We start from the raw sequence: 24,448 nt of genomic DNA, 5'->3' as shown, positions 1-24,448 counted from the left end.
GAAGCCGGCGGCCGCAAGGGCCGCCGGCTTCTTCGTTCGCTGCTCGGCTACTAGTCCGTTCCGGTGCCGCCGCCCGTGCCGGTACCGTCGGTCGGGGTCGGCGAGACCGACGCGCTCGGGTCGGTCGTCGGCTCGGGGGCCACCACGGTGATCGTGATGTTCGTTCCCGATTCGACCTTGCTCTTTGCCTTCTTGCTCTGCTTGATGACCTTGCCGGGTTCCCCGCCGCCCTGGACGTACTCCACAGGGTTGACGTTCAGGCCGGCATTCTGAAGCAGTTCGATCGCGGTTTCCTCGGACTTGCCGACCACGTTCGGCACGATGACCAGGTTGTTGTTCGAGATCCTGACGGTCACCTTGGATCCGGGGTCGACCTGCTCACCCTCGTTTTCCACGCCGACGACCTGGTCCTTCGGGGACGCGCTGTCGACCGGTTTGAAGTCCGCCTCGAGGCCGCGCTCCTTCAGGGCCGCCTCAGCCGCCTCCTTGGTGCTGCCGACCAGGCCGGTCGGCACGGTGACCTTGTCCGGGGCGTTGCAGATGGTGAAGCCGACCTGCGTGGTGGTCGGGACTACCGTGTTCGCGCTCGGGCTCTGCTTGGAGACCTTGCCCTCGCACTCCTTGCCGGTCTCGGTCTGCGGCTCCGCGACGTTGGTGAACCCGGCGACGTTCAGCGCGTTGCGGGCGTCCGGCTCGCTGAAGCCCTTCAGATCCGGCATAGCGGCCGTCTTGGGCTGGGCGTTGTTGCCGCTGTCGTTGTTCTTGTTCAGCGCCAGCGCCACCCCGAGCACGATCACCACCAGCACGCCCAGGCCGGCCAGCGCGGCCCACACCCAGGACTGCTTGTTGTCGTTCTGCCGCCCGCCGCCGCCCATGGTGGTGGCGACCGGCCGCTGGATGGTGGTGGCGGCCTGCGGCTGCCACTGGTTCGGCCCGTTCATCGCGACGGTCTCGGCCTGGTTCATCACCGGGGTGGCCATGACCGGACGGCCGGAGACGGCGCGCAGCGCGTCGGCGCGCATCTCCTGGGCGGACTGGTAACGGTTCAGCGGGTTCTTGGCGAGGGCCTTGAGCACGATCGCGTCGAGGTCCGCCGGGACGTCACGGACGATCGAGCTCGGCGCCCGCGGGTCCTCCCGGACGTGCTGGTACGCCACACTGACCGGGCTGTCGCCGACGAACGGGGGGTGCCCGACGAGCAGTTCGAAGAGGACACAGCCGGCCGCGTACACATCGGAGCGCGCGTCGACGGCCTCGCCGCGGGCCTGCTCGGGCGAGAGATACTGCGCCGTGCCGATCACCGCGCTGGTCTGTGTCATCGTGGTGGCACCGCTGGCCAGGGCCCGGGCGATGCCGAAGTCCATGACCTTGACCTGACCGTTCTGCGTGATCATCACGTTGCCGGGCTTGATGTCCCGGTGGATGATCCCGTGCCGGTGGCTGAACTCCAGCGCGGCGCAGATGTCGGCGATGATCTCCAGGGCCCGGCGTGGCTGGAGCCGCTGCTCCTGCGCCAGGACCTCCTTGAGAGTCCGCCCGTTGACGAACTCCATGACGATGAAGGGCAGCCTCTCACCGGTGGCCGAGGTCTCCTCGCCGGTGTCGTAGACCGCCACGATGGCGGGGTGGTTCAGTGCCGCCGAGTTCTGCGCCTCACGCCGGAACCGCTCCTGGAAGGTGGCGTCCCGGGCCAGGTCGGTACGCAGCATCTTGATCGCAACGTCCCGGCCGAGGCGGAGGTCGCGTCCCCGGTGCACCTCTGCCATGCCGCCGTAGCCGAGCAGCTCGCCGACCTGGTACCTGCCACCGAGCAGTCGGGCCTGCGCCGTCATAGCGTCTGTCGTCCTTCGTTAGGTCGGATCGGGCCGAGCTGGGGATCGGCCCGCATAAGACGGTACGACGCCACCGACACCCGGTCGGCGGCCACGCCCATGCGGAGGATAGCCGCCGAGCTGCTCTGATCACCCAGCGCGTTTTCGGCGGCGGCAGTCGCGTTGCCATGTCGATACAGGAACGAGATGACCCCGGCACAGAGCAGGACCAGAAGAGCCAGGACCACGGCGAGCACGATCAGCACCTGACGGCCGAACGAACCCTCCGGCTTGGCCGACGGCATCTGATGCGGGTACCCGCTGTTCATCGGCGGACCGGACTGCGGACGGTAGTGCGGCGGCATCGGCGCGGCCACCGGCGGGGCCGACGACTGCGCCGGCGGCACCGAGGGCACCGGTGGGACCGACGGCACCGAGGCGGCGCCGCGGGCACCCGACGTCGGCCGGGGCACCGAGGCGCGGGCCTGCTGCGACGGGGCCGGGCTGGTCGGGGTGGCCCGGACCGGCTGGTGGCTCACCGGCGGCTGGGCCGTGGTGGTCAGCGACGACGCGGCCTGCCGGGCCACCGCCGCCATCGCCGCGGCGCTGGGCCAGCGGGCGTTCGGGTCCTTGGCCAGGGCACGCTCCACGATGGCGCGGACCGCGGGCGGGATGTCGCCGGGCAGCGGGCGGGGCGTCTCCCGCACGTGCTTCATGGCGATCTCGATCGGGGTGGCGCCGTCGAACGGCCGGTGCCCGGAGAGGCACTGGTAGGCGACCACGCCGAGGGCGTACACGTCGGAGGCCGCCGTGGCCACGTCGCCGGCCGCCTGCTCGGGCGAGATGTACGACGCCGTGCCGAGCACCGCCCCGGCCACCGTCAGCTGCCCGACCAGCGCGGACCGGGCGATGCCGAAATCGGTCAGGACCAGCGTGCCGTTCGGCCGGACCAGCAGGTTGCCGGGTTTCACGTCGCGGTGCACGATCCCGTTGGCGTGCGCGGCCTGGAGCGCGTCGGCGGCCTGGGCCACCAGCGCCATCGTCCGGGCCGGGGTGAGCCGGCCGACCCGGCTCAGCGTCCGGGACAGCGCGTCGCCCTCGACGTACTCCATCACCAGGAACGCGATCTGCTGGTCGCTGCCGTAGTCGTAGACGTCGACCACACCGGGGTGGTTGATCGTCGCCATGGTGCGTGCCTCGCCGCGGAAGCGCTCGGCGAAGCCGGGCTCGTCCAGCAGCGCGGGCAGCAGAATCTTGACCGCGACGGTCCGGCCCAGCACGTCGTCCGTGCCGCGCCAGACATCACCCATACCGCCGCCGGCGATCCGCTCCTCCAAGCGGTAGCGCCCACCGAGCGTGACCCCCGGGCGGATCATGTCACTTTCCTCCCCCGCCGGCAGCGGCCTTCATGATGAGTCCGGCGATGCGGGCCGCTTCGGCGCTGGCGTGGCCACCGGAGACGTTCTCCAGCATGACGCAGACCGCGGAGACCGCTTCACCCTTGTCGTTGAACGCGAAGCCGATGAACCACCCGTGCGGGTCGGCACCCTCGGCGTTCTGCGCGGTCCCGGTCTTGCCACCGATGGTGAGACCGTCGACCTGCGCCTTCTTGCCGGTGCCGTTCTCGACGACGCTGACCATCATCTCTTTGAGCTGGCCGGCGACCTTGCTGTCGATCGGGCTGCTCTTCTTCTGCGGCGAGGCGGTGTAGATCGTCCGGCGTTCCGAGCTGAGCAGTTTCTGCACCAGGTACGGCCGCATCTGATCACCGCCGTTGGCCACCGTGGCGGCGATCAGCGCGCCCTGCAACGGGGTCATCCGCACGTCCCGCTGCCCGATCGAGGACTGCGCCAGCGCCGACTTGTCGGTGCTGCCGTCCGGGTTCGCGATGTCGCCGGTGTGGCTGGCCGCCACCGACAGGCCGTCCTTGCTCTCCAGGTTGCCGATCCGCAGGTCGCTCTCTTCGAAGCCGAAGTCTTTCGCCTTCTGCTTGACCTTCGCGGCGCCGAGCTTCACGCCGAGCTTGGCGTACCCGGTGTTGCAGCTCTCGGTCAGCGCCTCCTTGAGGGTGACCTCGCCGCCCGGGCAGACCTCGTCCTCGGCGTTGCGGATGACCGCGCCGCCCTCTTTGTAGACGCCGCCGGCCGGGATCTCGGTGTCGACGCCGTACCCGCTCTCCAGGGCGGCCGCCGAGACGACCACCTTGAACGTCGAACCGGGCGGCAGGGTCTGCGACAGCGCCCGGTTCAGCATCGGCTGATCCTTGTCCGCGTTCAGCTCCTTGTACGCCTTCGCGGCCGCGTTCTTGTCGTGGGTGACCAGCTGGTTCGGGTCGTAACTGGGCATCGAGACCAGCGCCTGGATCGCACCGGTCCGCGGGTCGAGGGCGACCGCCGCACCCTTTTTCGCCCCGCGCTCGTTATTGATCATCTGTTTCCAGGCGACCTCTTGAGCGTCGGTGTTCAGCGAGAGCAGCACGTTGCCGCCACCGGTCTTCTCCCCGGTGAACATGTCGGTGATCCGGTCACCGATCAGCTTGTCGCTCTCCCCGGAGAGGAAGTCGTTCTCGGTCTCCTCGATGCCGACCGCACCGAGGTTGACCGGCTTGTAGCCGAGGACCGGAGCGTAGATCTCCTTCTTCGGGTACACCCGGAGGTACTTCAGGGTGTCGTCGGTCTCCTTGCTCTGGGCAAGGGCATTGCCGCCGGCCTCGATGACGCCGCGGGGGCGTTCGTACTCAGCGACCTTCACCCGTCCGTTCCACGGGTGGGTGCGGTACTCGTCGGCCTTGTAGCCCTGGATCCAGTTCAGGTTCGCAAAGATCAGGCCGAACAGGACGAAGAGGACCACGCCGGACTTGCGCAGGGGGGCATTCACGGCTTGATCACCTCCGTCATGGCGCCGTGCAACTGGGTGGGTGCTTTCTTCGGACCCGGCCGGGCCGGGCCACCGCCGCCGGTCGCCGGGCCCCGGGCCGCGTTCGAGATGCGCAGCAGCATCGCGATCAGCAGCCAGTTCGCCATCAGCGAGGAACCGCCGGAGGAGAGGAACGGCGTGGTCTGACCGGTCAGCGGGATCAGCCCGGTGATGCCGCCGAGGATCACGAAGACCTGGAGGCCGAGGGTGAACGAGAGACCGCCCGCGACCAGCTTGCCGAACGAGTCACGCACCCCGATCGCGGCGCGCAGGCCGCGGATCGCGATCAGCATGTAGCAGACCAGCAGGGCGGAGAGGCCGAAGAGGCCGATCTCCTCGCCCAGGCCGGCGAAGATGAAGTCGTTCTGCACCTCGGGCACGGACAGCGGCGAGCCCGCGCCCGGTCCGGTGCCGAACAGGCCGCCGGTGCCCAGCCCGAGCAGGCCCTGGACCAGCTGATAGCTGTTGCCGCTGACCCGCTCGTAGTTGGCCTGCGAGAACGGGTCCAGCCAGATCTGGGCGCGGTCGTAGAAGTTCGCGAACGGGCCGCCGACCGAGGCACCCAGAAGATATGCCAGGTAGACGCCGCCGAAGAACAGCAGCAGGCCGATGATCAGCCAGCTGGACCGCTCGGTGGCGACGTAGAGCGTCACCACGAACAGGCCGAAGTAGAGCAGCGCGGTGCCGAGGTCTTTCTCGAAGACCAGGACCAGGAGGCTGAACAGCCACACCGTGACGACCGGGCCGAGGTCACGGCCGCGCGGGAAGTCGATGCCGAGGAAGCGCTTGCTGGCCAGCGAGAGCACCTCGCGCTTGCGGACCAGGTAGTACGCGAAGAAGGTGACCAGCATCAGCTTGGCGAACTCGCCGGGCTGGATCGAGAAGGCGCCCAGCTTGATCCACAGCTTGGCGCCGTTCACCTCGGAGAGGCTGCCGGGCAGCACGGCCGGGATCATCATCAGCACGATGCCGGTGAGACCGAGCGTGTACGCGTACTTCGACACGTTGCGGTGGTCGCGGATCAGCAGGAGCAGCGCCGCGGCCAGGATCAGCGCGATCAGGGTCCAGGCGAGCTGGCGACCGCCGATCCCGGAGAAGATCCCCGGCGGGCCCTCCTTGTCGTTGATCGCGTTGGCGATGTCGATGCGCCGCAGGAACGCCACACCGATGCCGTTGATCAGGGCGACCATCGGGAGGAGTACCGGGTCCGCGTAGGGCGCGACGTAGCGCACCACCAGGTGCAGGCCGAGGAAGAGGATGCTCAGCAGTGCGGCCGGGACCCAGAAGTTCGGCTGGAGCTTGTCGTACTTGTTCGCTTCCACGGTCGCGCCGAACGCGGCGACGAGCAGCATGGCCAAGGCCAGCAGCCCGAGCTCGGCATTACGGCGAGTCTTCAACCCCGGGATACGCGACATCTCACCCGTGGAGGCGGGTGAAGGAGCCGGTACGGCGGGCGCTGTCAAGAAAATCCCCAGACGTTGTAGGCCGTGCTCAGTCAGCGGTCCGGCAGCCGTTGTCGGCAGCCGTCGACCCGCTCTCGGACGGTTGAACGCTCGGCGCGGTTCCCGGAGCTGACGTGGCGGTGGTCACGGCCGGCCGCACCGGGGTCGACGCGGTCGGCGTGGCACCGGCCACCGCACAGACCGGCTTCAGGTTCGGATTGGACGGCTCGTCGTTCGTCAGGTCGGTGAGCGTGTTGCGCGCCTCGACCTGGCTGCCGGCGTGAATACCCTCCTTGACCCGCTCCTGGGCGACCGTGGTCAGGTCGTCGAGGCGGACGGTGCTGGTCTCGCTCACCGTGGAGAGGTCGAGTCCGGCGATCTGTCCCGGCACGCCGCGGAAGATGGCCAGCTGGCCGCCCTCGGTCGCGCCGACGTAATACTGATCCTGGGTGTACTGCCAGCCGGCCCAGAGGCCACCGCCCAGCACACCGAGCAGCACCAGGACCAGCAGGGTGGTCCGGACCGGATGACCGGCCGGCTCCGGATCACGGTCGAAGGTCTCGGTCTCCGGCTGGGCCGGGCGCGGCGGCGGCTGTTTCAGCGCGGCCGCCCGGGATGCCGGGGTGGAGGCGTCCGCCACGGTGGTGTTGCCCCGGTCGAGGGAGGCCGCACCGCCGACGATCGGCGCCTGCTCGACGATGTCCGCGTCGGTCGCGTCGGCGATCACCACGGTGATGTTGTCCGGGCCGCCGCCGCGCAGGGCGAGCTGCACCAGCCGCTCGACGCACGCTTTCGGGTCGGCGATCTCCCGCATCGTCTGGCCGATGGTCTCGCCGCTGACCACGCCGGACAGGCCGTCGCTGCAGATCAGGTACCGATCGCCCTTGAGCACCTGGCGCACCGAGTACTCCGGGTCGATGTCGCGGCCGTCCAGCGCCCGGGTGAGCAGCGACCGCTGCGGGTGGCTGCTCGCCTCCTCGGGACTGACCCGGCCCTCGTCGACCAGCATCTGAACGTACGTGTCGTCCTTGGTGATCTGCGCGAACTCACCCTTGCGGAGCAGGTAGGCCCGCGAGTCGCCGATGTGCACCATGCCGAACTTGCTGCCGGTGAAGAGCACCGCGGTCAGCGTGGTGCCCATCCCCTCCAGCTGAGGGTTGGCGTCGACGGTGTCCCGCAACTGCTGGTTCGCGGTGCCGACGGCGTGCCGCAGCGCGTCGACCAGCGCGTCCCCGGGGACGTCGTCGTCGAGTGGCGCCATCGCGGCGATGACGATGTTGGAAGCGACATCACCGGCGGCCATGCCGCCCATGCCGTCCGCGACAGCAAGCAGCCGCGGCCCGGCGTAGACGGAGTCCTGGTTCAGGTCTCGGATCAGACCGCGGTCGCTCTGAGCGGCATAGCGCAGGGTCAGGGTCATGGCCGTAACTCGAGAGACGTGCGTCCGATCCGGATCGGGACGCCAAGGGGGACTGGGGTGGGTCCGGAGACCTTACCGCGATCGAGGTAGGTGCCGTTGGTCGAGCCGAGGTCCTCGACGAACCACTGACCGTCCCGAGGCACCAGCCGGGCATGCCGGGCCGACGCGAAATCGTCGGTGATGACCAGGGTCGAATCCTCGGCGCGACCGATAGTGATCGGGGCCTCGCCGAGGGTGATCCGCGTGCCGGCCAGCTGGCCGGCGGTCACCACCAGTTGCCGTGCCGCCTTACCGCGCTTGGCCTTCGCCGGCCGGCCCTGGAGGATCGCGCCACCCACCCCCCGAGGGCTGGCGACGATGCTCTTCGACCGGGCCCCCGCGAAGAGGTCCCGCCGGATCACCCCGACCACTGTGAACACGAAGATCCACAGCAGGATCAGGAAGCCGAACCGGGCGACGGTGAGGACGAATTCGGGCAAGACCGCTAGCCGTCCACTCGGAAGGTCAGCGTGGTCGTGCCGAGCTGGATCATGTCGCCCGGGTTCAGCGCCACGGCGGAGACGCGCTGGCCGTTGACCATCGTCCCGTTCGTGGAGCCGAGGTCGGTCAGCACGACCTGGTTGCCGTCGTAGTCCAGTCGGGCGTGACGACGCGAGATGCCGACGTCCGGCAGGCGCAGGTTCGCCTGGTCGCCTCGGCCGATCACGGTCGAGCCCATCTGGAGCGGGTAGGTCCGGCCGTCGCCGGAGACCAGGCCGACGCTGCGCGGGCCGCCGTGACCACCGTGCGGCGGCGGGTAACCACCGTGACCGCCGTGCTGGTCATAAGGCGAGTACTGCGGGCCGGCGTCGTAGGCCGGCTGCTGCACCGGGGCGACCTCGCCACCGGTGTAGACCTCCGCGGTCACCCGGAACATGCCGGTGTCCAGGCCGTCACCGCGCTCGATCTCGACGATCACGTCGCCGTAGACCGTCCAGGCCTGCTCGCCGATGAACTCGGCCTGCGACTGCGCCAGCTCCTGCGCCAGGGCAGCCGCGTAGGGCGCCAGACGACCGTGGTCGTAAGGCGACAGATCGATCACGTAGCGGTTGGGCACGAGGGTGCGGCCACCGGCGAGGATGGCCTTGTGTGCCTCGGCCTCCCGCTGCATGGCATTCAGGATCTCCACAGGGTGCACGACACCCTTGAACACCTTGGCGAAGGCCCCCTCGACCAGGCCTTCCAATCGCTTCTCAAAGCGCTGCAGCACGCTCACCGGCTCCTCCTCGGGTTCCGAGGACATGATGGTATCCGGCGACCGCTTGCGCATCTGTAGCCCAAGAGCAGCCGGCACTTCTGACCCTCGTATGACGCCCCACAGCGTCGTGCTAGTGTTTCCTCCGTCGCGGGGCGATATCAACTCGCTTGGTACTCAACTCGCTTAGTGACGTGCGACAGCGTAGTCTGTCGCAGGCAGTAACCAGAAACAGCCCCGCAGGGGGCGGTTTCAAAGGTCACCGAGACCAGCTATATGATCTTAGGCGACCAAGTCACATGGGGATGTGGCGGAATGGCAGACGCGCACGGTTCAGGTCCGTGTGTCCGAAAGGACGTGGGGGTTCAACTCCCCCCATCCCCACGAGAAGGCCGGGGGCCCTCTGTCCGCGAACAGCGCGGACCGGGGGCCTCTCGTCATATCTGCTCCGGGGGCCGAGCCCCCGGAGACCCCGCGTCACGGTGGGCGCGGCGGGTGGCGATCGTCACGGTCCGCTTCGGTGGGGGCTCGTCCTTCGGACATCGAAATCTTCGATCAAGATCCGGTTTCCGTACGGCCTGGGCGCACGTTTCTGGCTCTCTTTCGTGAGGTCGTCCTTTGGTGGGGCGTCAACGATGGGGTGAAGTTGTGGGCGGCGGTATGCTCGCCCGCCTGTCGGGAAGTTCCGTTCGAGCGTGGGGTGTGGTCGTGTCCGCTGTGCCTGCTGGAGTTGACCAGGGGAAGCGCAACGTCCTTGGGGTGCTGGTGGATGCGACGGACTATGCGTCGGCCACCGAGCGGATCATCGCGGCGGCCCGCGAGGGGCGGCCGTACGCGGTCACCGCGCTGGCCGTGCACGGGGTGATGACCGGGGTGCAGGATCCGGCCCACGAGGCCCGGCTGAATTCGTTCGACCTGGTGACGCCGGACGGGCAGCCGGTGCGCTGGGCGCTGAACCTGCTGCACGGGGCCGGGCTGACCGACCGGGTCTACGGGCCCACCCTGACCCTCAAGGTGGTCGAGCAGGCGGCGGCCGAGGGGCTGCCCATCTATCTGTACGGCTCGACCCAGCCGACCCTGGACCGCCTGGTGCCGGCGCTGCTCGGGATGTTCCCGGCACTGAAGATCGCCGGGGTGGAGGCGTCCAAGTTCCGGGGCGCCCAGCCGGGTGAGGAGGTCGAGATCGCCGAGCGGATCAAGGCGTCCGGCGCGCGGGTCGTGCTGGTCGGGCTCGGCTGCCCGCGGCAGGAGGTCTTCACCTACGCGATGCGGCCGCTGCTGGACATGCCGCTGCTCGCCGTCGGCGCCGCGTTCGACTACCACGCCGGGCTGCTGAAGAACCCGCCCGCGTGGATGCAGAAGTACGCCCTGGAGTGGCTGTGGCGGCTCGGCCTGGAGCCGAAGCGCCTGTGGAAGCGATACGTGCTGCTGAACCCGGCCTATCTCTCCCGGCTGGCCGCGCAGAAGACCGGCCTGTGGAAGGCGACCCCGGCCGCGCCGAGCGGCGAGCAGGTCCACGGCTTCGCCGTCTGATCAGAATCGTCCGGGAACCGACACTGGGGCGCTGATCACACCCCCGGTTGCCGGTTCGTCCACAAAGGCCGTTCGGACGGTGGCGCCGAGTGCTCGGATGCTTACTGTCCGCAGCACGTAACCCCTACGGGTAGGTGCTGGGGGCATATCCCGGTTTCGCCGCGGGCCCGCCGGGTGAACGCTGTCGATGTGGACACCGCTGTGGACGTGACTCTGATCGGCACTCTCGCCGTCGTCTGGCTTACCGCCGGACTGCTGGCCGACGGGCTCTCGACGGCCGGCACCGCGCTGCACATGCGTCGCCGGGCCCGGCTGCTCACCGGCCTGATCGCCGCGGGCGCGGCGGTCTTCGTCGCGGTGCCGGTGGTCACCGCGCTGACTCCGGGGGTCTCCGCGGCGCCCACGGCGGCACTGCTCCCGGCCGTGCCCGCGCTGATCGTGCTGACCGCCGGACTGCGCCGGCTGAGCCGGGTGCGCCGCGGGGCGGGCGCCTTCGCGACCGCGCCGCTGGCGCCGGTGCCGCCGGGCCTGCGGGCCGCCGCGGCGCACCCGCTGATCGCCGCCCCGCTGCAGGTCGCCGGCCTGGCCGCGGTGGTCGGTCTGCCGCTCGCGGCCGGCCTGGTCCACCTGCCCGGCGACGGCGTCCCGGCCACCACCGGGTTCACCGGCTTCGCCGGCGTCGCCATCACGCTGGTCGCCGCCGCGGTCGTCACGATCGGCGTCCGTGCCGTCCTGCGCCACAGCCGCCTCGCCCCGCTGGTGCTCGCCCCGATCGACCGAGCCCGCGAACGCGTGCGAGCCGGCGCCTTCTGACGGACTCGCCGCTGGTGCCGGCCCTGATCGAACGCGTTCGCGTCGACGCTTGCTGACGCGCGGGGTTTGGTTTTGGCGGATCGTGACCACCCGCGGACGTCGCCCTTTCGGGTCGGGCGTCCTGGACGCGCCAGCGGCCAGCCCGGCCCGGAAGGGTCTGTGCCTACTGGCTCCGCTTCGCTCCGCGGCAAAACGCCTAGTAACCGGTGAGGAGGCAGGCAAGTTTCCGCCACCGGCACACCCCGCCGGCGTCGCAAACTCACTTGCCTCCTCACCGGCGGCGTTTTGCGGCGGGAGCGACGATCAGTGATCAGCGCGGATCCGAGTCAGCATGTCCTTGATCTTGAATCTTTGACCGGCGCGGTCAGTGCTGCTTCTTGGCCTCTTGGACATAGAGGAGCTCCAGGATGGACCGCGCCGCCTCGAACCAGCGGTCCAGCCAGTCCGACTGCGGCAGCGTGCCGCGCGCCGGCAACTCCAGGAGCAGGCCGCGGAGCAGCGGGTGGTCGGCCATCGAGCTGTTCGGCGAGCTGTCGCCCCAGCTCGCCGAAGCGAAGACCGGTTCGGTCAGACCCTGGAGGTCGAGGGAGGGCAGCTTGGCCGCCCGGTCGAGGGCGCTGGTCGGCTCGATGCTGTGTGATCGCCCGGGCGACCGGGTCGGCAGGCCCGAGCTGCCGCGCGAGAGAAGCTCGCCGTCCCCGTGATCGCCGTTCAGCGCTTCGCGCCGGCCCTGCCGGTACGCACTGACGCCCCCGCTGAATCGGTCCTGCGCCGTCGACGAGCCGTTGCTGAGGTTCTCCGAACCAATCGTCATCTGTCTGCCTTGCCTCGTGGAGGATCTGTCCCGGCCGTCAGCGCGGTCCGGTCCGCGCTTGGAACATTCAACGAGGCGCGCCGCTCAGGGCGACGGGAAAATCGGGCAAATAGCCCCACCCGACGCGTCGGCGCAGGTCAACGCGCCGACGCGGAAGGCTTCGAAAAGATCGAACCAGACAGGTCCGGCGGTTCAGAGGTCGAATTCGCCGTCTTTGGCGCCGCCGACGAAGGCGTCCCACTCGGCCTGCGTGAAGATCAGCGCAGGACCGGCCGGGTTTTTGGAGTCTCGCACCGCGATGGCGTCGTCGACGAACGCCACCTCGACACAGTTGTCGCTGTCCGCCCCGCTGCGGGTGCTCTTGAACCACTCCGCCCGGCTCAGGTCGATCCGCAGCCCTTTGACCTCGAATTCCACGATGGCTCCTCATGTCGGGGGTGGGTACCGATCTCGGCGGGATACGGAGTCGTCCGATCCGCCTCCATCGAGTCCCACCAAAAGATCGATGGGACCGTTCTGAATGGCGTAACGAACGGGGGTACGCCGAGACGCGCCGGAGGGTTGAGGTTCTCCGAACGGGGTAAACCCATCGGACAAGTTGGATCCTGGCAGCTCAGCCGCGTTTGGACAGTGATTGTCAGCGTTTGACGGTTATTGTCCGAAATGCTCCGAGCAATGTGGATCATGCGGCCAAAACTGTACACATCGGCGCCACCAGCGGAAGCTCCTAGATCACCCAGCGAGATGCCATGATCACGGACGATCACCAAAGTGGGACATGCAACTTGCATCGACGACACTGGTGGTGCAATCTTTCCGTACGGCTTGCATCACGCAACGTTCTTGCGTGAGGCGGCCAAGTCCGACGAAACACACCAAAGCGACGTCCAACATGGGGCGCCGAGCCACCGGAGGTCTCACGTGGACTTCCCCCGAGACAGGGTGGCGGGATCGGCGATGGTGACGTTCCGCAACTCCCTTCGATGGTTGGCACCGTTGAAGGCTTGCAAAGGTGCATGAGCCGGGCAGACTGGTGCATCTGTGTCACAAGTCCATCCCGCTGGGGTCTGCCGGGCAGACCTCAGACCATCAGGCAAAGATTCTCAGGGCAGGAGATGACGTGCTACTTCCTCGGTCCGGTGATGTCATTCACGTGACGAAGGCGGCGAGCGTCCAATTCGTCTCACCGATGCTGTTCCGGGTCATCCGGGTACACGACTGGCCGACGTACGAGGGTTGGGTCTGGCTCGACGGCTACGAGCTCAATGCGGCGGGGGACGCCGTGGAACGCCGCTCCATCTTTGTGCAGGTCAACGGCCTGCGACCGGTCGGCAAGGCCCCGGATCCCCGGGCCCGCAACGCCCGTCAGCCCGCCGCGCGTACCAATGCGGCTCCGACCCGATCGGTCCGGGCACACCGCTGAGCCGACCCGACGACGAGCGACCTTAGTCCTCGCCGGGCCCGGCGGTGGCGTCTCCGTTCGGCGCCGTCGTCGCCGTGGTCGGGCTGTCCGTCCGCTCGGCCGCGACGACGAGGGTGATCCGGGTGTCCGGCGGGACCACCTGGCCCTCGGGCGGATCACTGTCGATCACCGTGCCCGGCTCCGCGTCGCTGGGCCGGAAGATCACCCGGTAACCCAGTCCGGAGCGGGCCAGCGCCGCCTTCGCGTCGTCCACCGGCATGCCGCGCAGCGCCGGCACGGTCGCCTCGGTGGCGGCCGGCTCGGTCGTCGCGACGGTGCTGACCGTGGTCGTGGTCGTGGTCGCGGCGCTGGTGGGCTCGGTCGTCGGCGCGGTGGTCACCGGCTGGGTCCGTGTCGGAGTGGGCTGCGGCGTCTCCACGTCGGCGGCGGAGTTCCGCACGATCAGGTAGATGCCGAACCCGAGCAGCGCGAGCAGGATCAGCCCGACGACGCCCACCACGATCGGCATCCACCAGCGGCCGGCCGGCTCCTCCTCCGGCGCGATGACGCTCCAGTCCTCGCCGGGGTAACCGTTCTCGTCCGGGCGGGGCGGGCGTACCGCGGCGCGGCCGGTCCAGGCGCCGTCGTCCGCGGCGCGCGGGTCCGGATCCCAGTCGCCCACCGGCGGCATCGGCGTGGTCGAGGCCGCCGCGGCTTCCCCCGATCGGGTGGCATCGGCCGCCGGGCCCGCCTCGACCCGGGGGGTGTCGGCGACGGTCTCGTCCGCAGCCGGCATCGGACGGGTCTCGTCCGGCCGGGGCTCGCGCTCGTCCGGCATCGCCACTCCCTCCGCTCCGTACACCCACACTCGTCGCAGCGTCAAGGTATCGAATCTTGGTGTACCCGGGGGAGACGCACACGCAACGCCACCCTCGCGCTGACCAGGATGAGCAGTTCGCGGACATCGGCATCGGCCAGTACAGTGCGCGCATGGCCGAGAAGGGCTGGACAGCACAGACCGCCGCCGCGGCCGGGACAGCCGCCGGCGCCGGCGCCGCACAACTGGGTCTCGGCTACGGCCTGGGCGTCATCGAATGGCCGACCACGATCGCGGCTGCCGACAGCACCTGGCTCAACAGCCTCGGCTGGGCCACCTGGATCACCGCGAGTGCCACCGTGCTCGGCGCGGTGATCGCCGGCCGGCTCCGCCCGGATCGCGCGGGCCGGGGTCGCTGGCGCGTGCTCTGGCGACTCGCGCTGGCCGCGTCGGCCGGCCTGGGCGCCCTGGTCTCGGTGGCCCTGGTCGCCCTGCCGGCCCGGTCCGCCGCCCCGGCGCACAACCTGTTCTCCCACTCGCCCCAGCTGGTGGCCGTCGGCTATTCACTGATCGGCCTGTTCACCGGCATGGTCGTGGCGTTCTGGGCGGTCTCGTCGGCGCCGGTCGCCGCGAACCTGCTGGGCACCGCGGCCTGGCTCTGGGCGCTGGCCATCGCCGGGGTGGTGGCCGAGCTGATCACCCACCGCGACCTGGACACCTACCTGACCAGCTGGCAGTTCACCGAGTCCGGTGCGCCCACCCAGTACGGCGGCGTCTACTGGCCGAGCGCCCTGCTGACGCTGGCGGCCGCGTTCCTGATCGGGCTGGTCGCGGCCTGGCCCGCGACGCGCCGCGGTGACCTGGGTGTGGGGACCGCGACCTCGGGGGCGGTCGGCCCGCTGCTGGTGGCGCTGGCCTTCCTCGCGCTGGCGCCGCTGCTGACGAAGGCGACCGGGCCGCTTCAGTCGGCCTATCTGATCGCGCCGTACGCGGTGCTGGCCGGGCTGGGCGGGTCCGCGTTGATCGTGGCGCTCGGGCAGGCTCGGCAGAACCGGGCCGGAGCCGCGTCGCCGACCGGTCCGCGGGAGCTGGGGCCCGCACCGGGTGCGACGCCGGACGAGTCGGGTGCCGCGGTCGGCGTGGCCAAGCCCACCGGGCGGGTCATCCCCAAGCCGGCCCCGGCTGCAACCCCGGCCCCGGCCCCGGCACCGACCCCGGCCTCGCCGAGTCCGAAGCCCGCTCCGAGACCCGAGCCCTCGGAGGAGCCCTCCGACCAGCTCGGCCGTCGCAACTGGGTGCTGTTCGGAAAACGGCGTGCCGTCGAGAGCATCGCGGAGTCCGTGCCGGAGCCGACGCCGCCACCCCGGCCGCGTAAGGCCCGGCCCGCTCCGGCGCCCGGCGACTCTTTCGACGAAGAACTCGCCGCCGCGGCCCGGCCCAGCAAGTCTCCGGCGAAGCGCGCCACCGCCCGCAAGGAAGCGGCGGCTCGCCCCACCATCACGCCTCCGCCGGACAACCCGCCGGTCGCCCGGATCAACCCCAAGGACTGACCGGGCTCACCGCGGCCAGGTGTGCACCGGCTCGTTGAGCACGTGCAGGTCGAGGTAGAGCCGAGTCATCTCGCGCAGGGCGGCGGGCCGGGACAGCCCCCGGTGCTCCGCCGCGCAGACCGCCGCCGTCTGCCAGGTCGCGCCGTTGCGCCCGGTCCGGCAGCGGCCCTCGATGATCCCGAGCAACCGGTCCCGGTCGCCCGCGTCCACGCCGAACCGGTCCAGCCCCTCGTAGGCCATCGGCAGCAGGGTCTCCAGCACCAGTTCGGCGATGGGGACCTCGCCGAGCCCGGGCCAGCAGACCATGGCGTCGAGTCCGTCCCGGGCGCCGGCCCGGAAGTTGGCTCCCGCCGTGCCGAAGTCGAGCTGGGACCAGACCGGCCGCTCGGCCTCGGCGAGCCGGCGGACCACCCCGAAGTAGAAAGCGGCGTTGGCCAGCAGGTCGACCACGGTCGGGCCGGACGGCAGCACCCGGTTCTCGATCCGCAGGTGTGGCCGGCCGTCCATGACGTCGTAGACCGGCCGGTTCCACCGGTAGACCGTCCCGTTGTGCAGGCAGAGCTCGCCCAGCCGGGGCACCGCGCCGGATGTCCGGACCTGGTCCGGGTCCTCGTCGCTGAGCAGCGGCAGCAGCGGCGGGAAGAACCGGACGTTCTCCTCGTAGAGGTCGAACACCGAGGTGATCCAGCGCTCGCCGAACCAGACCCGGGGCCGCACGCCCTGCGCTTTCAGCTCGTCCGGGCGGGTGTCGGTGGCCTGCTCGAACAGCGCGATCCGGGTCTCCGCCCAGAGCCGGCGGCCGTGCAGGAACGGCGAGTTGGCGCCGAGCGCGACCTGTGCCGCCGCCACCGCCTGGGACGCGTTCCAGTAGCGGGCGAACCACTCCGGGGCGACCTGGAGATGGAACTGTGTGCTGGTGCAGGCGGCCTCCGGCACGATCGTGCCGCTGACGCTGCGCAGCCGTTCCACCCCGCGGATGTCGACCGGGAACTGCTCGCCGCGGGCGGCGACGATCTCGTCGTTGAGCGCGCGGAACCGTTCGTTGTCGGAGAGGTTCGCCAGGGTGAGGTGCTCCGGGGTGAGCGTGGGCAGCATGCCGATCAGGGCGAGGCGACTGTCTGCCTTGCCGGCGCGCTCCCCCGCCGTACGCAAAGCCTCTGAAATGTCTTTTTCGAAAGCGCCGAAACCGTCCGGGGCGATCTGCCGCGGGGGGACGTTGAACTCGATGTTGAACCGTCCGAGCTCGGCCTGGAACCGGGGGTCGCCCAGGTCGGCGAGCACCTCGGCGTTGCGCATCACCGGGCCGGCGTCCGCGTCGACCAGGTTGATCTCGATCTCCAGTCCGGTCATGCCGGTCCCGGGATCGAACACGTCGGTGTCCAGCAGCCCGCCGAGCACGTCCAGGCAGCGGCGCACCTTGTGCCGGTAGCGGATCCGATCCTCGGGCGAGAAGACCGCGTGTGCCAGACCTTTGCCCATGTGCCCTCCCGTGACGGTCGGGGACGAAACGGACGCCGATCACCACGCTGTGAACGAGCGGATACGTTCGGTCCACCTTCCCATCCCGGGGCGGCTACCGCCAGACGAGTCGAGGCGCCGCCCGGAGAACCGGACGGCGCCTCGACTGTGGACGGTGCGGGGATCAGCCCTGCTGGAGGACGGCCTCGCCCTCGATCTCGATCTTGATCTTCTTGCCGACCAGGACGCCACCGCCCTCGAGCGCGACGTTCCAGGTCAGGCCCCAGTCCTCGCGGTCGATCTCGGTGTGCGCGGTGAAGCCGAAGACGTGCTGCCCGTAGGGGCTGGTGGCGGCGCCCTCGAACTCGACGACCAGCTCGACCGGCTTGGTCACACCCTTGATGGTGAGCTCGCCGTCGAGGACGAACTCGGCGCCGGCGTGCGACTTGATCCCGGTGCTCCGGTACTCGATCGTCGGGTACTTCTCGGCCTCGAAGAAGTCACCGGTGCGCAGGTGGTTGTCCCGGTCGACCTGGCCGGTCTCCACGCTGGCGGTCTTGATCGAGGCGACGACCGAGGACTCCAGCGGGTTCTCCGCCACGGTGATGGTGGCACTGGCCTCGGCGAACTGACCGCGGACCTTGCTGACCATGAGGTGCTTGGCGACGAAGCCGACCCGCTTGTGTGCCGCGTCCAGCTCGTAGGTGCCGGCCGCCGGGAACTGGAGGCCCTCGAACTCACGAGTGCTGACGGTCATGACTGATTCCTTCTCTCCGAGGCGTTGGCTCTGCGGGATGCTTGTCTGACGGAACAACTATATGCTTGGCAATATTCCTCCTGTCAAGTGCCTGTTAGAGTTGACGACGTGAACACCGATCTGGACGACCCTCGTCTCACCGCGGTCGGCCTGCTGGCCGAGGCGTACACGGGTCTGATGAACCGCCTCGCCGCACAGTTCGAGGAGCACCGCCTCTCCACCGTCGAGTTCGAGGTGCTGATGCGCCTCGCCCGCTCACCCGGCCACCGGCTGCGGATGACCGATCTGGCCGGCCAGACCACCCTCTCCACCAGCGGGGTCACCCGGGTCGTGGACCGGATGGAGCGCGACGGCCTGGTCCGCCGCGAGGCCTGCCCGAGCGATCGGCGCAGCTCCTACGCGGTGATCACCGAGGTCGGGCAGGAGCGGCTCGCGCAGGTCCTGCCGGGGCACCTGGAGCTGGTGCAGAGGTGGTATGCGGGGCTGCTCCCGCAGGACCGCTTCGACCAGCTGCTCGACTCGCTCCGGACGATCCGGGACGCGGTCAACCCGTGCGCCACTGCGGGGAGTGCAGAAACGGTCACTCAGGCCTGACCTGAACCGGACTGACCGGCAGAACAACCGGCAGAAGGTACGAATCTTTTCGGTCGTGTGCGCGCCCCGGATACTGTGGCGGCCCAGGGGGATGCGGCGCGATCGAGGCGACATGCGGGGCTTATGGGGGAGTCTCGTTCTCGCCGCGTATGGGCGCGGCGTCAGCAGCGATCGGCGTTACGTGGGGGGCACGATTCACGCCGGTTAGCGCACGTCGCGCCCTGCCCTCTGTCCCGGCCTCCTGACCCACGTCAGAACACCGCTTCGGGTCCCGGGACGGCGCGGTCGGCCAGCAGGCGGGCATGGCGTTTCCGGGCGTCCTCCAGCTCGCCCTCGGCGGCGGCCCGCTCGGTGGCGAAATCGCGGACCGCGGACGGCAGCCGGAAATGCACCGCGTGGTCGCCGCTCACGCTGAGCAGACCGAGCGCCACCAGCCGATCCAGCAGATGCACCACGTCCGCGTCGACACCGTCCGATGTGTCCAGCAGAACCTCGGCCAGATCCCGCGACCAGCGGTGCCGGAAGACCGCGAGCAGCCGCAACGCCCGCTGCTCGGCGGGCGCCAGCACCCGATAGGTCTCGGCCACGACCGCCCGCAACGAGACCACGGCCGGCGGCTCGGCCGGCTCCTTGGGCGCGGCCGGGCCGGCGTACCGGTCCAGGATCTCCGGGACGGTGAGCACCCGGCCGCGGGCGGCGGCCAGCTCGATCGCCAGCGGCAGGCCGCCGAGCCGGCGGACCAGCGCCGCAAGCGGCGCGATCTCGTGCGGCGCAAGGCGGGTGCGCCGCACCCGGCCCAGCCGTTCCAGGAAGAGACCGACTGCGGGGTACGCCATCAGCTCCCCGACCGTGTCCACCGACAGGTTCACCGGCGGCGTGGCCAGCGGCACCACCGGCCACACGCGCTCCTCGGCCAACCCGGCCGGCTGCCGCCCGGTGGCCAGGAACCGCAGCCGGGGCACCTGCTCCAGCAGCCCGGCCAGTGCCTCGCCGACCGCCTGTGGCGCGCGGTCCACGGCGTCCACGAAGATCAGCGCCGGCCGCCCGTCCAGGTGCCCGGGCAGTTCCCGCGGCCCGGCCACCCCGAATCCGGCGGCCACGCTGCTCAGCAACTCCCCGGCGGCGATCTCGTCGGCCACCGCGACGCCGGCCACTCCGCCCGGATACACCCCGGTCAGCCGGTGCGCGACCACCACGGCGAGGCTGGTCTTGCCCACCCCGGCCACACCGACCAGGGTCACCCCGCGCGGCCCGTCGGTGGCGGCCAGCCGGGCCACCAGCTCGGCGATGTCGGTGTCCCGGCCGATCAGCTCGTCGAGCGGCGCCGGTGGGAGGACGACGGTGGGCCGGCCGCGCGCCGCCGCCAGGAACGCGTCGCGATCAGAACCGGTCAGCCGCAGCGCGCGGGCGAGCAGCTCGACGGTCGTCCGCTGCGGCCGGGAGGAACGGCCGCGCTCCAGGTCGCGGACCGTGCGCACGCCGATGGCGGCGTGCGCGGCCAGCTCCTCCTGAGTCAGGCCGGCCCGCCGCCGATGGGCACGCAGCACGGCCCCGAACTCGGGACGCTGATCGGACGCCATGCTGCGAAAATAAGCATCACGATCGATCGGGGTGTACCCGAGAGCCCGGTTTGTCGGGAAGTGGACTTCGAGGTTTGGGCTGCGTCAGAGGCCGAGACCGCGGGCGATCAGCATGCGCTGCACCTCCGAGGTGCCCTCGCCGACCTCCAGGATCTTGGCGTCCCGGTAGAACCGGCCGACCGCCGACTCGTTCATGAAGCCGTATCCGCCGTGCACCTGGGTGGCGTACCGGCTGTTCTCCATGGCGGCGTTGCTGGCGTTCAGCTTGGCGATCGCGGCGAACCGCTTGAAGTCCTCGCCGGCCAGCATCCGGGCGGCGGCGTCGTAGTAGCCCAGCCGGGCCACGTGGGCGCGCAGGTCCATGTCCGCGATGAGGAACTGGACGGCCTGGTTGTCGCCGATCGGGCGGCCGAAGGCGGTGCGCTGTTTCGCGTACGCCACCGACTCGTCGACGCAGCCCTGGGCCAGCCCGACGGAGAGGGCGGCGATCGCGATCCGGCCCTCGTCGAGGATCCGCAGGAACTGGGCGAACCCGCGGCCCCGCTCGCCGACCAGGTTGTCGGCCGGCACCCGGACGTCGTCGAAGGAGAGCTCGTGGGTGTCCGAGGCGCACCAGCCGACCTTGGAGTACCCGGGTGCGACGGTGAAGCCGGGCGTGCCGGACGGGACGATGATCGTGGAGAGCTCGCGGCTGCCGTCCGGGTTCGTCCCGGTCACCGCCATCACCGTGACCAGCACCGTGATGTCGGTGCCGGAGTTGGTGATGAACGCCTTGCTCCCGTTGATCACCCACTCGTTGGTCGACTCGTCGAGCACCGCGCGGGTCTTGATGCCGGCCGCGTCCGACCCGGAGCCCGGCTCGGTGAGACCGAACGCGCCCAGGGCCTCGCCGCTCGTCAGCTGGGGCAGCCACTGCTTGCGCTGGGCGTCGGTGCCGAACCGGAAGATCGGCATGGCGCCGAGCGAGACCGCGGCCTCCAGGGTGATGGCCACCGAGCTGTCCACTCTGGCCAGTTCCTCGAGGGCGATGCAGAGGGCGAAGTAGTCACCGCCCATGCCGCCGTACTGTTCCGGGAAGGGCAGGCCGAACAGACCCATGGCGCCCATCTGGCGAATCAGATCGTACGGAAAAGTCTTGTTCTCATAATGCTCGGCGATGACCGGAGCCATCTGCTCCTGGGCGAAGCGCCGGACGTTGTCCCGCAGCTCTGCCAAGTCGGCATCGAGCCGGAAATCCACCACTGCCTCTTCCCCTGTCTCTAGACCGGAGTGACGCCGTGCCGACGGCGGGAGAACGCGCGGTCCTTGTTCCGCGCGGCGGCGAGACGCCGGATCAGCTCGCCGCGCAGATCGCCGGGCTCGACCACGGCGTCCACGACGAGTTCGCTGGCCAGGCGCATGATGTCGATGTCGCGCTCATACTCCGCGCGGCGCTCGGCGACGAAGGCGGCGCGCTCGTCCGGATCCTCGATCGCCGCGATCTTGTTGGCGTACACCGCGTTGACCGCGGCCTCGGCGCCCATCACCGCGATCTTCGCGGAGGGCAGCGCGATGGTGGCGTCCGGCTCGAATCCGGGACCGGCCATCGCATAGAGCCCGGCGCCGTAGGCCTTGCGCACCACCACACAGATCTTCGGCACCGTGGCCTCGGAGATCGCGGTGATCATCTTGGCCCCGTGCCGGATGATGCCCTGTTTCTCCACCGCGGAGCCGACCATGAAACCGGGCACGTCGGTGAGGAACAGCAGCGGGATGTTGAAGGCGTCGCAGAGCTGCACGAACCGGCTCGCCTTGTCGGCCGAGTCGACGAAGAGCACGCCGCCCTTGAACATCGAGTTGTTGCCGAGGACGCCGACCACCTCGCCGTCGAGCCGGGCGAAACCGACCGTCAGCTCGCGCGCCCAGAGCGCCTGGATCTCGAAGAACGACCCCTCGTCGACCAGGCCCTTGATGTACTTGCGCATGTCGAAGGCCTGCCGCTCGCTGGCCGGGACGAGCGCGCCGAGGTCGGCACCGGACGAAGCGGACGCGGGCTGCGACGGGGGACGGTGCGTCCAGTTCTGCGGCACATAGGACAGATAGGTCCGGACGACGTCGAGCGCGTCCTGCTCGGTCTTGCAGAGGAAGTGCCCGACGCCGGACTCGGCGCAGTGCACCCGGGCGCCGCCCATCGCCTCGAGCGTGGTCTTTTCCCCGGTCACCATCTCGACCATGCGGTCGGAGCCGAGATACATGCTGGCGTTGCCCTCGACCATGGCGACCACGTCGCAGAACGCCGGGATGTAGGCACCGCCGGCCGCGGACGGGCCGAACAGCGCGCAGATCTGCGGGATCGAGCCGGAGGCCCGGACCTGGGTGTGGAAGATCTTGCCGGCACCGCGGCGGCCGGGGAAGAGGTCGACCTGGTCGGTGATCCGGGCGCCGGCCGAGTCGACCAGGTAGATCATCGGGACGCCGGTCTGGTAGGCCCGCTCGATGACGCGGACGATTTTCTCCACCGTGCGCGCGCCCCAGGAACCGGCCTTGACCGTGGAGTCGTTGGCCATCACGCAGACGTCGCGGCCGTCGATCCGGGCAGCTCCGGTGATCACCCCATCGGCGGGCAGTCCATCAGCCAGACTGTTGGCATAGAGCCCGTCCTCGACGAACGAGCCCTCGTCGGTCAGGAGCGCGATCCGTTCCCGGGCGAAGAGCTTGCCCTTCGCCGCATTCGCCGCGTGGTACCGCTCGGCGCCACCGGCCAGCACACGCTTGCGGACCTGCGCCAGCGCGTCCCCGTCCATCGACTCTCCCCCGCTCGGGCCCCAACTTTAACGATCGTTAGGTTATCCCAAAGAGTGGACGGACGGCAACGGGAGCCCCCGCGATGCGCGAGGGCTCCCGTCGTGGTCGTGCCGGGCGGAGATCAGCTCAGGCTGTCGAGCAGGTCCAGGCCACCCAGGCTGCCGGTCAGGCTGCCGACCGCGGTGCTCTCGGTCGACTTGCGGCCGCCGGTCTTGTCGCCGTACTTGTCCGGGCTGACGTCGCCGTAGCCCTTGTCGTCGTTCACGGCCGGGGCCTCGTCGCCGTAGCCGTTGTCGTCGCCCTTGACGTCGCCGTAGCCCTTGTCGTCGTTCACGGCCGGCGCCTCGCCGTTGTAGCCGTGGTCGCCGCGGACGTCACCGGTGTTGTCGTCGTCGCACTTCTTGGTGCAGTCGTCGCCGTCGTAGCCGTTGTCGCCCTGGACGTCGCCGCCCTGGTCACCCTTGTGGTGGTGCGGCTTCTTGACCCAGATGCGGTCGTCGCCGCCGCCGATCCGGTTCACGCAGAACGCCTGGGCGCTGGACGCGCCGAGCAGGCCGCCCAGCGAGTTGCCGCAGGCGTTGATCGGGGCGATGACCGGCGCGGCGAACTGGGAGCCGTTGAGGAACCCGATGTTGCCGAAGCTGCTCTGGTTCACGCCGTTGTCCCAGCCACCGTCGCCGCGGACGATCCGGCGCTGGCCCTCGACCTGGAAGCCACGGCCGCTGCCACCGACGAAGTTGGCACAGGTGGCCCGGGCCTGCGAGACCCCGAAGACCGAGTCCGCGTTGCCGCACTGGTTGATCGGGATGGTGATCGGCACGGCGATCTGGGTGCCGTTCAGGAAGCCGACGTTGCCACCGGTCGCCTGGTTGATCCCGTCGTTCCAGCCGCCGCCGGAGACCCGGCTGTGCTCCTGGACGTGGTTCACGCCGGTGCCACGAGCGTCGCTGATGCCGAACAGGCTGTCCGCGTTGCCGTTCTGGTTGATCGGCATGGTGATCGGCACGGCGATCTGGGTGCCGTTCAGGAAGCCGACGTTGCCGGCCGAACGCTGGGTGATGTCGTTGCCGCCGCGCGAGCGGTGCCCGCCCTCGACCCGGTTGACCCCGGCGCCGGTGGCCCGGGAGATGCCGCCGAGCGCGATGGCGTTGCCGTTCATGTTGATCGGCGCGGTGACCGGGGCGGCGAACTGGGTGCCGTTGAGGGCGCCGAGGTTGGTGTACGAGACCTGCGTGACCCCGTCCTGGCCGGCCGACGGCGCGAACCCGGCCTGCCCGGCCTGGGCCGCGACGGGCGCCATGAGCAGGGCGCCGGCAGCCATGATCCCGACGCTCAGCGTCTTACGAACCCACGTCTTCTTCATGAGGAAAGTGATGCCTTTCAAAAATGGTCAGCAAGGATTTCCGCGTATTCAATTGGCTGGTTCCGTTTTTGGGCGCAGCGGTGCCCTGGCTCGTTTTCTCCGGCCCTGACTCCGCGCGTCGACGTTGCGCCCGCAGCGGTGCAGTGATGGTTTTCCGGGC

At 69.9% G+C, this 24,448-nt stretch carries 21 protein-coding genes and 1 tRNA gene; 6 read left to right on the top strand and 16 right to left on the bottom strand.

Going from position 1 to position 24,448, the window contains the following annotated elements; translation table 11 throughout:
* Window positions 1–50: 50 nt before the first annotated feature.
* From pknB to Aiant_RS21395, 7 genes are all read right to left on the bottom strand, one after another.
* A complete protein-coding gene (gene pknB / locus Aiant_RS21425) occupies window positions 51–1,832 on the bottom strand; it encodes a Stk1 family PASTA domain-containing Ser/Thr kinase (protein ID WP_189331968.1) in 1,782 nt (593 codons plus the stop codon).
* The gene (locus Aiant_RS21420) at window positions 1,829–3,187 is read right to left on the bottom strand and encodes a serine/threonine-protein kinase (protein WP_189331969.1); all 1,359 of its coding nucleotides are present in this window, start codon (window positions 3,185–3,187) and stop codon (window positions 1,829–1,831) included. Before Aiant_RS21420 ends, pknB begins: the two co-directional genes overlap by 4 nt.
* A gap of 1 nt (window position 3,188) precedes the next feature.
* Window positions 3,189–4,688 (bottom strand): peptidoglycan D,D-transpeptidase FtsI family protein, encoded by a 1,500-nt coding sequence (locus Aiant_RS21415; protein WP_189331970.1) that lies wholly within the window; start codon window positions 4,686–4,688, stop codon window positions 3,189–3,191.
* A complete protein-coding gene (locus tag Aiant_RS21410) occupies window positions 4,685–6,142 on the bottom strand; it encodes an FtsW/RodA/SpoVE family cell cycle protein (protein WP_189331971.1) in 1,458 nt (485 codons plus the stop codon). Before Aiant_RS21410 ends, Aiant_RS21415 begins: the two co-directional genes overlap by 4 nt.
* Window positions 6,143–6,218: 76 nt before the next feature.
* Complete coding sequence (locus Aiant_RS21405; protein WP_189331972.1) at window positions 6,219–7,589, bottom strand: PP2C family protein-serine/threonine phosphatase; 1,371 nt, start codon at window positions 7,587–7,589, stop codon at window positions 6,219–6,221.
* On the bottom strand, window positions 7,586–8,068 hold the full coding sequence (locus Aiant_RS21400; protein ID WP_185038479.1) for an FHA domain-containing protein FhaB/FipA: 483 nt from the start codon (window positions 8,066–8,068) through the stop codon (window positions 7,586–7,588). Before Aiant_RS21400 ends, Aiant_RS21405 begins: the two co-directional genes overlap by 4 nt.
* Window positions 8,069–8,073: 5 nt before the next feature.
* Window positions 8,074–8,871 carry an FHA domain-containing protein gene (locus Aiant_RS21395; protein WP_185038478.1) on the bottom strand — a complete coding sequence of 266 codons (798 nt, stop codon included), beginning with the start codon at window positions 8,869–8,871 and terminating at the stop codon, window positions 8,074–8,076.
* Window positions 8,872–9,124: 253 nt separating this feature from the next.
* Here Aiant_RS21395 and Aiant_RS21390 point away from each other — a divergent pair.
* The 3 genes from Aiant_RS21390 (at window position 9,125) to Aiant_RS21380 (ending at window position 11,169) form a co-directional block, all read left to right on the top strand.
* Window positions 9,125–9,207 (top strand) — tRNA-Leu (locus Aiant_RS21390).
* A gap of 333 nt (window positions 9,208–9,540) precedes the next feature.
* Window positions 9,541–10,356: a WecB/TagA/CpsF family glycosyltransferase gene (locus tag Aiant_RS21385; RefSeq protein WP_189332325.1), complete on the top strand. Its 816-nt coding sequence runs from the start codon at window positions 9,541–9,543 to the stop codon at window positions 10,354–10,356.
* Between the two features lie 189 nt (window positions 10,357–10,545).
* The gene (locus Aiant_RS21380) at window positions 10,546–11,169 is read left to right on the top strand and encodes a hypothetical protein (RefSeq protein WP_229830339.1); all 624 of its coding nucleotides are present in this window, start codon (window positions 10,546–10,548) and stop codon (window positions 11,167–11,169) included.
* A gap of 364 nt (window positions 11,170–11,533) precedes the next feature.
* Here Aiant_RS21380 and Aiant_RS21375 read toward each other — a convergent pair whose 3' ends face one another.
* Complete coding sequence (locus Aiant_RS21375; protein WP_189331974.1) at window positions 11,534–11,983, bottom strand: hypothetical protein; 450 nt, start codon at window positions 11,981–11,983, stop codon at window positions 11,534–11,536.
* A 192-nt stretch (window positions 11,984–12,175) separates the two neighbouring features.
* The gene (locus Aiant_RS21370) at window positions 12,176–12,400 is read right to left on the bottom strand and encodes a DUF397 domain-containing protein (protein ID WP_189331975.1); all 225 of its coding nucleotides are present in this window, start codon (window positions 12,398–12,400) and stop codon (window positions 12,176–12,178) included.
* Window positions 12,401–13,103: 703 nt separating this feature from the next.
* On the opposite strand from Aiant_RS21370, the gene Aiant_RS21365 reads away from it, so the two are divergent.
* Window positions 13,104–13,406 carry a hypothetical protein gene (locus Aiant_RS21365; protein ID WP_189331976.1) on the top strand — a complete coding sequence of 101 codons (303 nt, stop codon included), beginning with the start codon at window positions 13,104–13,106 and terminating at the stop codon, window positions 13,404–13,406.
* 22 nt (window positions 13,407–13,428) lie between these two features.
* Here Aiant_RS21365 and Aiant_RS21360 read toward each other — a convergent pair whose 3' ends face one another.
* Window positions 13,429–14,223: a Stk1 family PASTA domain-containing Ser/Thr kinase gene (locus tag Aiant_RS21360; RefSeq protein WP_189331977.1), complete on the bottom strand. Its 795-nt coding sequence runs from the start codon at window positions 14,221–14,223 to the stop codon at window positions 13,429–13,431.
* A gap of 152 nt (window positions 14,224–14,375) precedes the next feature.
* Here Aiant_RS21360 and Aiant_RS21355 point away from each other — a divergent pair, with 152 nt between their 5' ends.
* On the top strand, window positions 14,376–15,752 hold the full coding sequence (locus Aiant_RS21355; RefSeq protein ID WP_189331978.1) for a Hansenula MRAKII killer toxin-resistant protein 1: 1,377 nt from the start codon (window positions 14,376–14,378) through the stop codon (window positions 15,750–15,752).
* 6 nt (window positions 15,753–15,758) lie between these two features.
* On the opposite strand, the gene Aiant_RS21350 is transcribed toward Aiant_RS21355, so the two are convergent.
* Window positions 15,759–17,231: a glutamate-cysteine ligase family protein gene (locus Aiant_RS21350; protein WP_189331979.1), complete on the bottom strand. Its 1,473-nt coding sequence runs from the start codon at window positions 17,229–17,231 to the stop codon at window positions 15,759–15,761.
* Window positions 17,232–17,394: 163 nt separating this feature from the next.
* A complete protein-coding gene (locus tag Aiant_RS21345; protein WP_189331980.1) occupies window positions 17,395–17,967 on the bottom strand; it encodes a YceI family protein in 573 nt (190 codons plus the stop codon).
* Between the two features lie 108 nt (window positions 17,968–18,075).
* On the opposite strand from Aiant_RS21345, the gene Aiant_RS21340 reads away from it, so the two are divergent.
* A complete protein-coding gene (locus Aiant_RS21340) occupies window positions 18,076–18,561 on the top strand; it encodes a MarR family winged helix-turn-helix transcriptional regulator (RefSeq protein ID WP_189331981.1) in 486 nt (161 codons plus the stop codon).
* 251 nt (window positions 18,562–18,812) lie between these two features.
* Here Aiant_RS21340 and Aiant_RS46575 read toward each other — a convergent pair whose 3' ends face one another.
* The 4 genes from Aiant_RS46575 to Aiant_RS21320 all read right to left on the bottom strand — a co-directional run bounded on the left by Aiant_RS46575 (window position 18,813) and on the right by Aiant_RS21320 (window position 24,288).
* Window positions 18,813–20,141, bottom strand: coding sequence for an ATP-binding protein (locus tag Aiant_RS46575; protein WP_268248767.1), 1,329 nt, complete (start codon window positions 20,139–20,141; stop codon window positions 18,813–18,815).
* Between the two features lie 84 nt (window positions 20,142–20,225).
* A complete protein-coding gene (locus tag Aiant_RS21330; RefSeq protein ID WP_189331982.1) occupies window positions 20,226–21,380 on the bottom strand; it encodes an acyl-CoA dehydrogenase family protein in 1,155 nt (384 codons plus the stop codon).
* A gap of 20 nt (window positions 21,381–21,400) precedes the next feature.
* The gene (locus Aiant_RS21325) at window positions 21,401–22,924 is read right to left on the bottom strand and encodes an acyl-CoA carboxylase subunit beta (protein WP_189331983.1); all 1,524 of its coding nucleotides are present in this window, start codon (window positions 22,922–22,924) and stop codon (window positions 21,401–21,403) included.
* Window positions 22,925–23,046: 122 nt separating this feature from the next.
* Window positions 23,047–24,288: a chaplin family protein gene (locus Aiant_RS21320; RefSeq protein WP_189331984.1), complete on the bottom strand. Its 1,242-nt coding sequence runs from the start codon at window positions 24,286–24,288 to the stop codon at window positions 23,047–23,049.
* Between the last annotated feature and the right edge of the window lie 160 nt (window positions 24,289–24,448).

Origin of the sequence: Actinoplanes ianthinogenes (assembly GCF_018324205.1) — a bacterium.
Lineage (GTDB): Bacteria > Actinomycetota > Actinomycetes > Mycobacteriales > Micromonosporaceae > Actinoplanes > Actinoplanes ianthinogenes.
This window is presented reverse-complemented; position numbering and strand designations above follow the sequence as displayed.

Coding starts and splice junctions, on each gene's coding strand:
- Aiant_RS21350 (WP_189331979.1), bottom strand. CDS start 17,231: ATGGGCAAAGGTCTGGCACACGCGGTCTTCTCGCCCGAGGATCGGATC.
- Aiant_RS21355 (WP_189331978.1), top strand. CDS start 14,376: ATGGCCGAGAAGGGCTGGACAGCACAGACCGCCGCCGCGGCCGGGACA.
- pknB (WP_189331968.1), bottom strand. CDS start 1,832: ATGACGGCGCAGGCCCGACTGCTCGGTGGCAGGTACCAGGTCGGCGAG.
- Aiant_RS21420 (WP_189331969.1), bottom strand. CDS start 3,187: ATGATCCGCCCGGGGGTCACGCTCGGTGGGCGCTACCGCTTGGAGGAG.
- Aiant_RS21325 (WP_189331983.1), bottom strand. CDS start 22,924: ATGGACGGGGACGCGCTGGCGCAGGTCCGCAAGCGTGTGCTGGCCGGT.
- Aiant_RS21395 (WP_185038478.1), bottom strand. CDS start 8,871: ATGTCCTCGGAACCCGAGGAGGAGCCGGTGAGCGTGCTGCAGCGCTTT.
- Aiant_RS21405 (WP_189331972.1), bottom strand. CDS start 7,589: ATGACCCTGACCCTGCGCTATGCCGCTCAGAGCGACCGCGGTCTGATC.
- Aiant_RS21410 (WP_189331971.1), bottom strand. CDS start 6,142: ATGTCGCGTATCCCGGGGTTGAAGACTCGCCGTAATGCCGAGCTCGGG.
- Aiant_RS46575 (WP_268248767.1), bottom strand. CDS start 20,141: ATGGCGTCCGATCAGCGTCCCGAGTTCGGGGCCGTGCTGCGTGCCCAT.
- Aiant_RS21375 (WP_189331974.1), bottom strand. CDS start 11,983: ATGACGATTGGTTCGGAGAACCTCAGCAACGGCTCGTCGACGGCGCAG.
- Aiant_RS21360 (WP_189331977.1), bottom strand. CDS start 14,223: ATGCCGGACGAGCGCGAGCCCCGGCCGGACGAGACCCGTCCGATGCCG.
- Aiant_RS21320 (WP_189331984.1), bottom strand. CDS start 24,288: ATGAAGAAGACGTGGGTTCGTAAGACGCTGAGCGTCGGGATCATGGCT.
- Aiant_RS21345 (WP_189331980.1), bottom strand. CDS start 17,967: ATGACCGTCAGCACTCGTGAGTTCGAGGGCCTCCAGTTCCCGGCGGCC.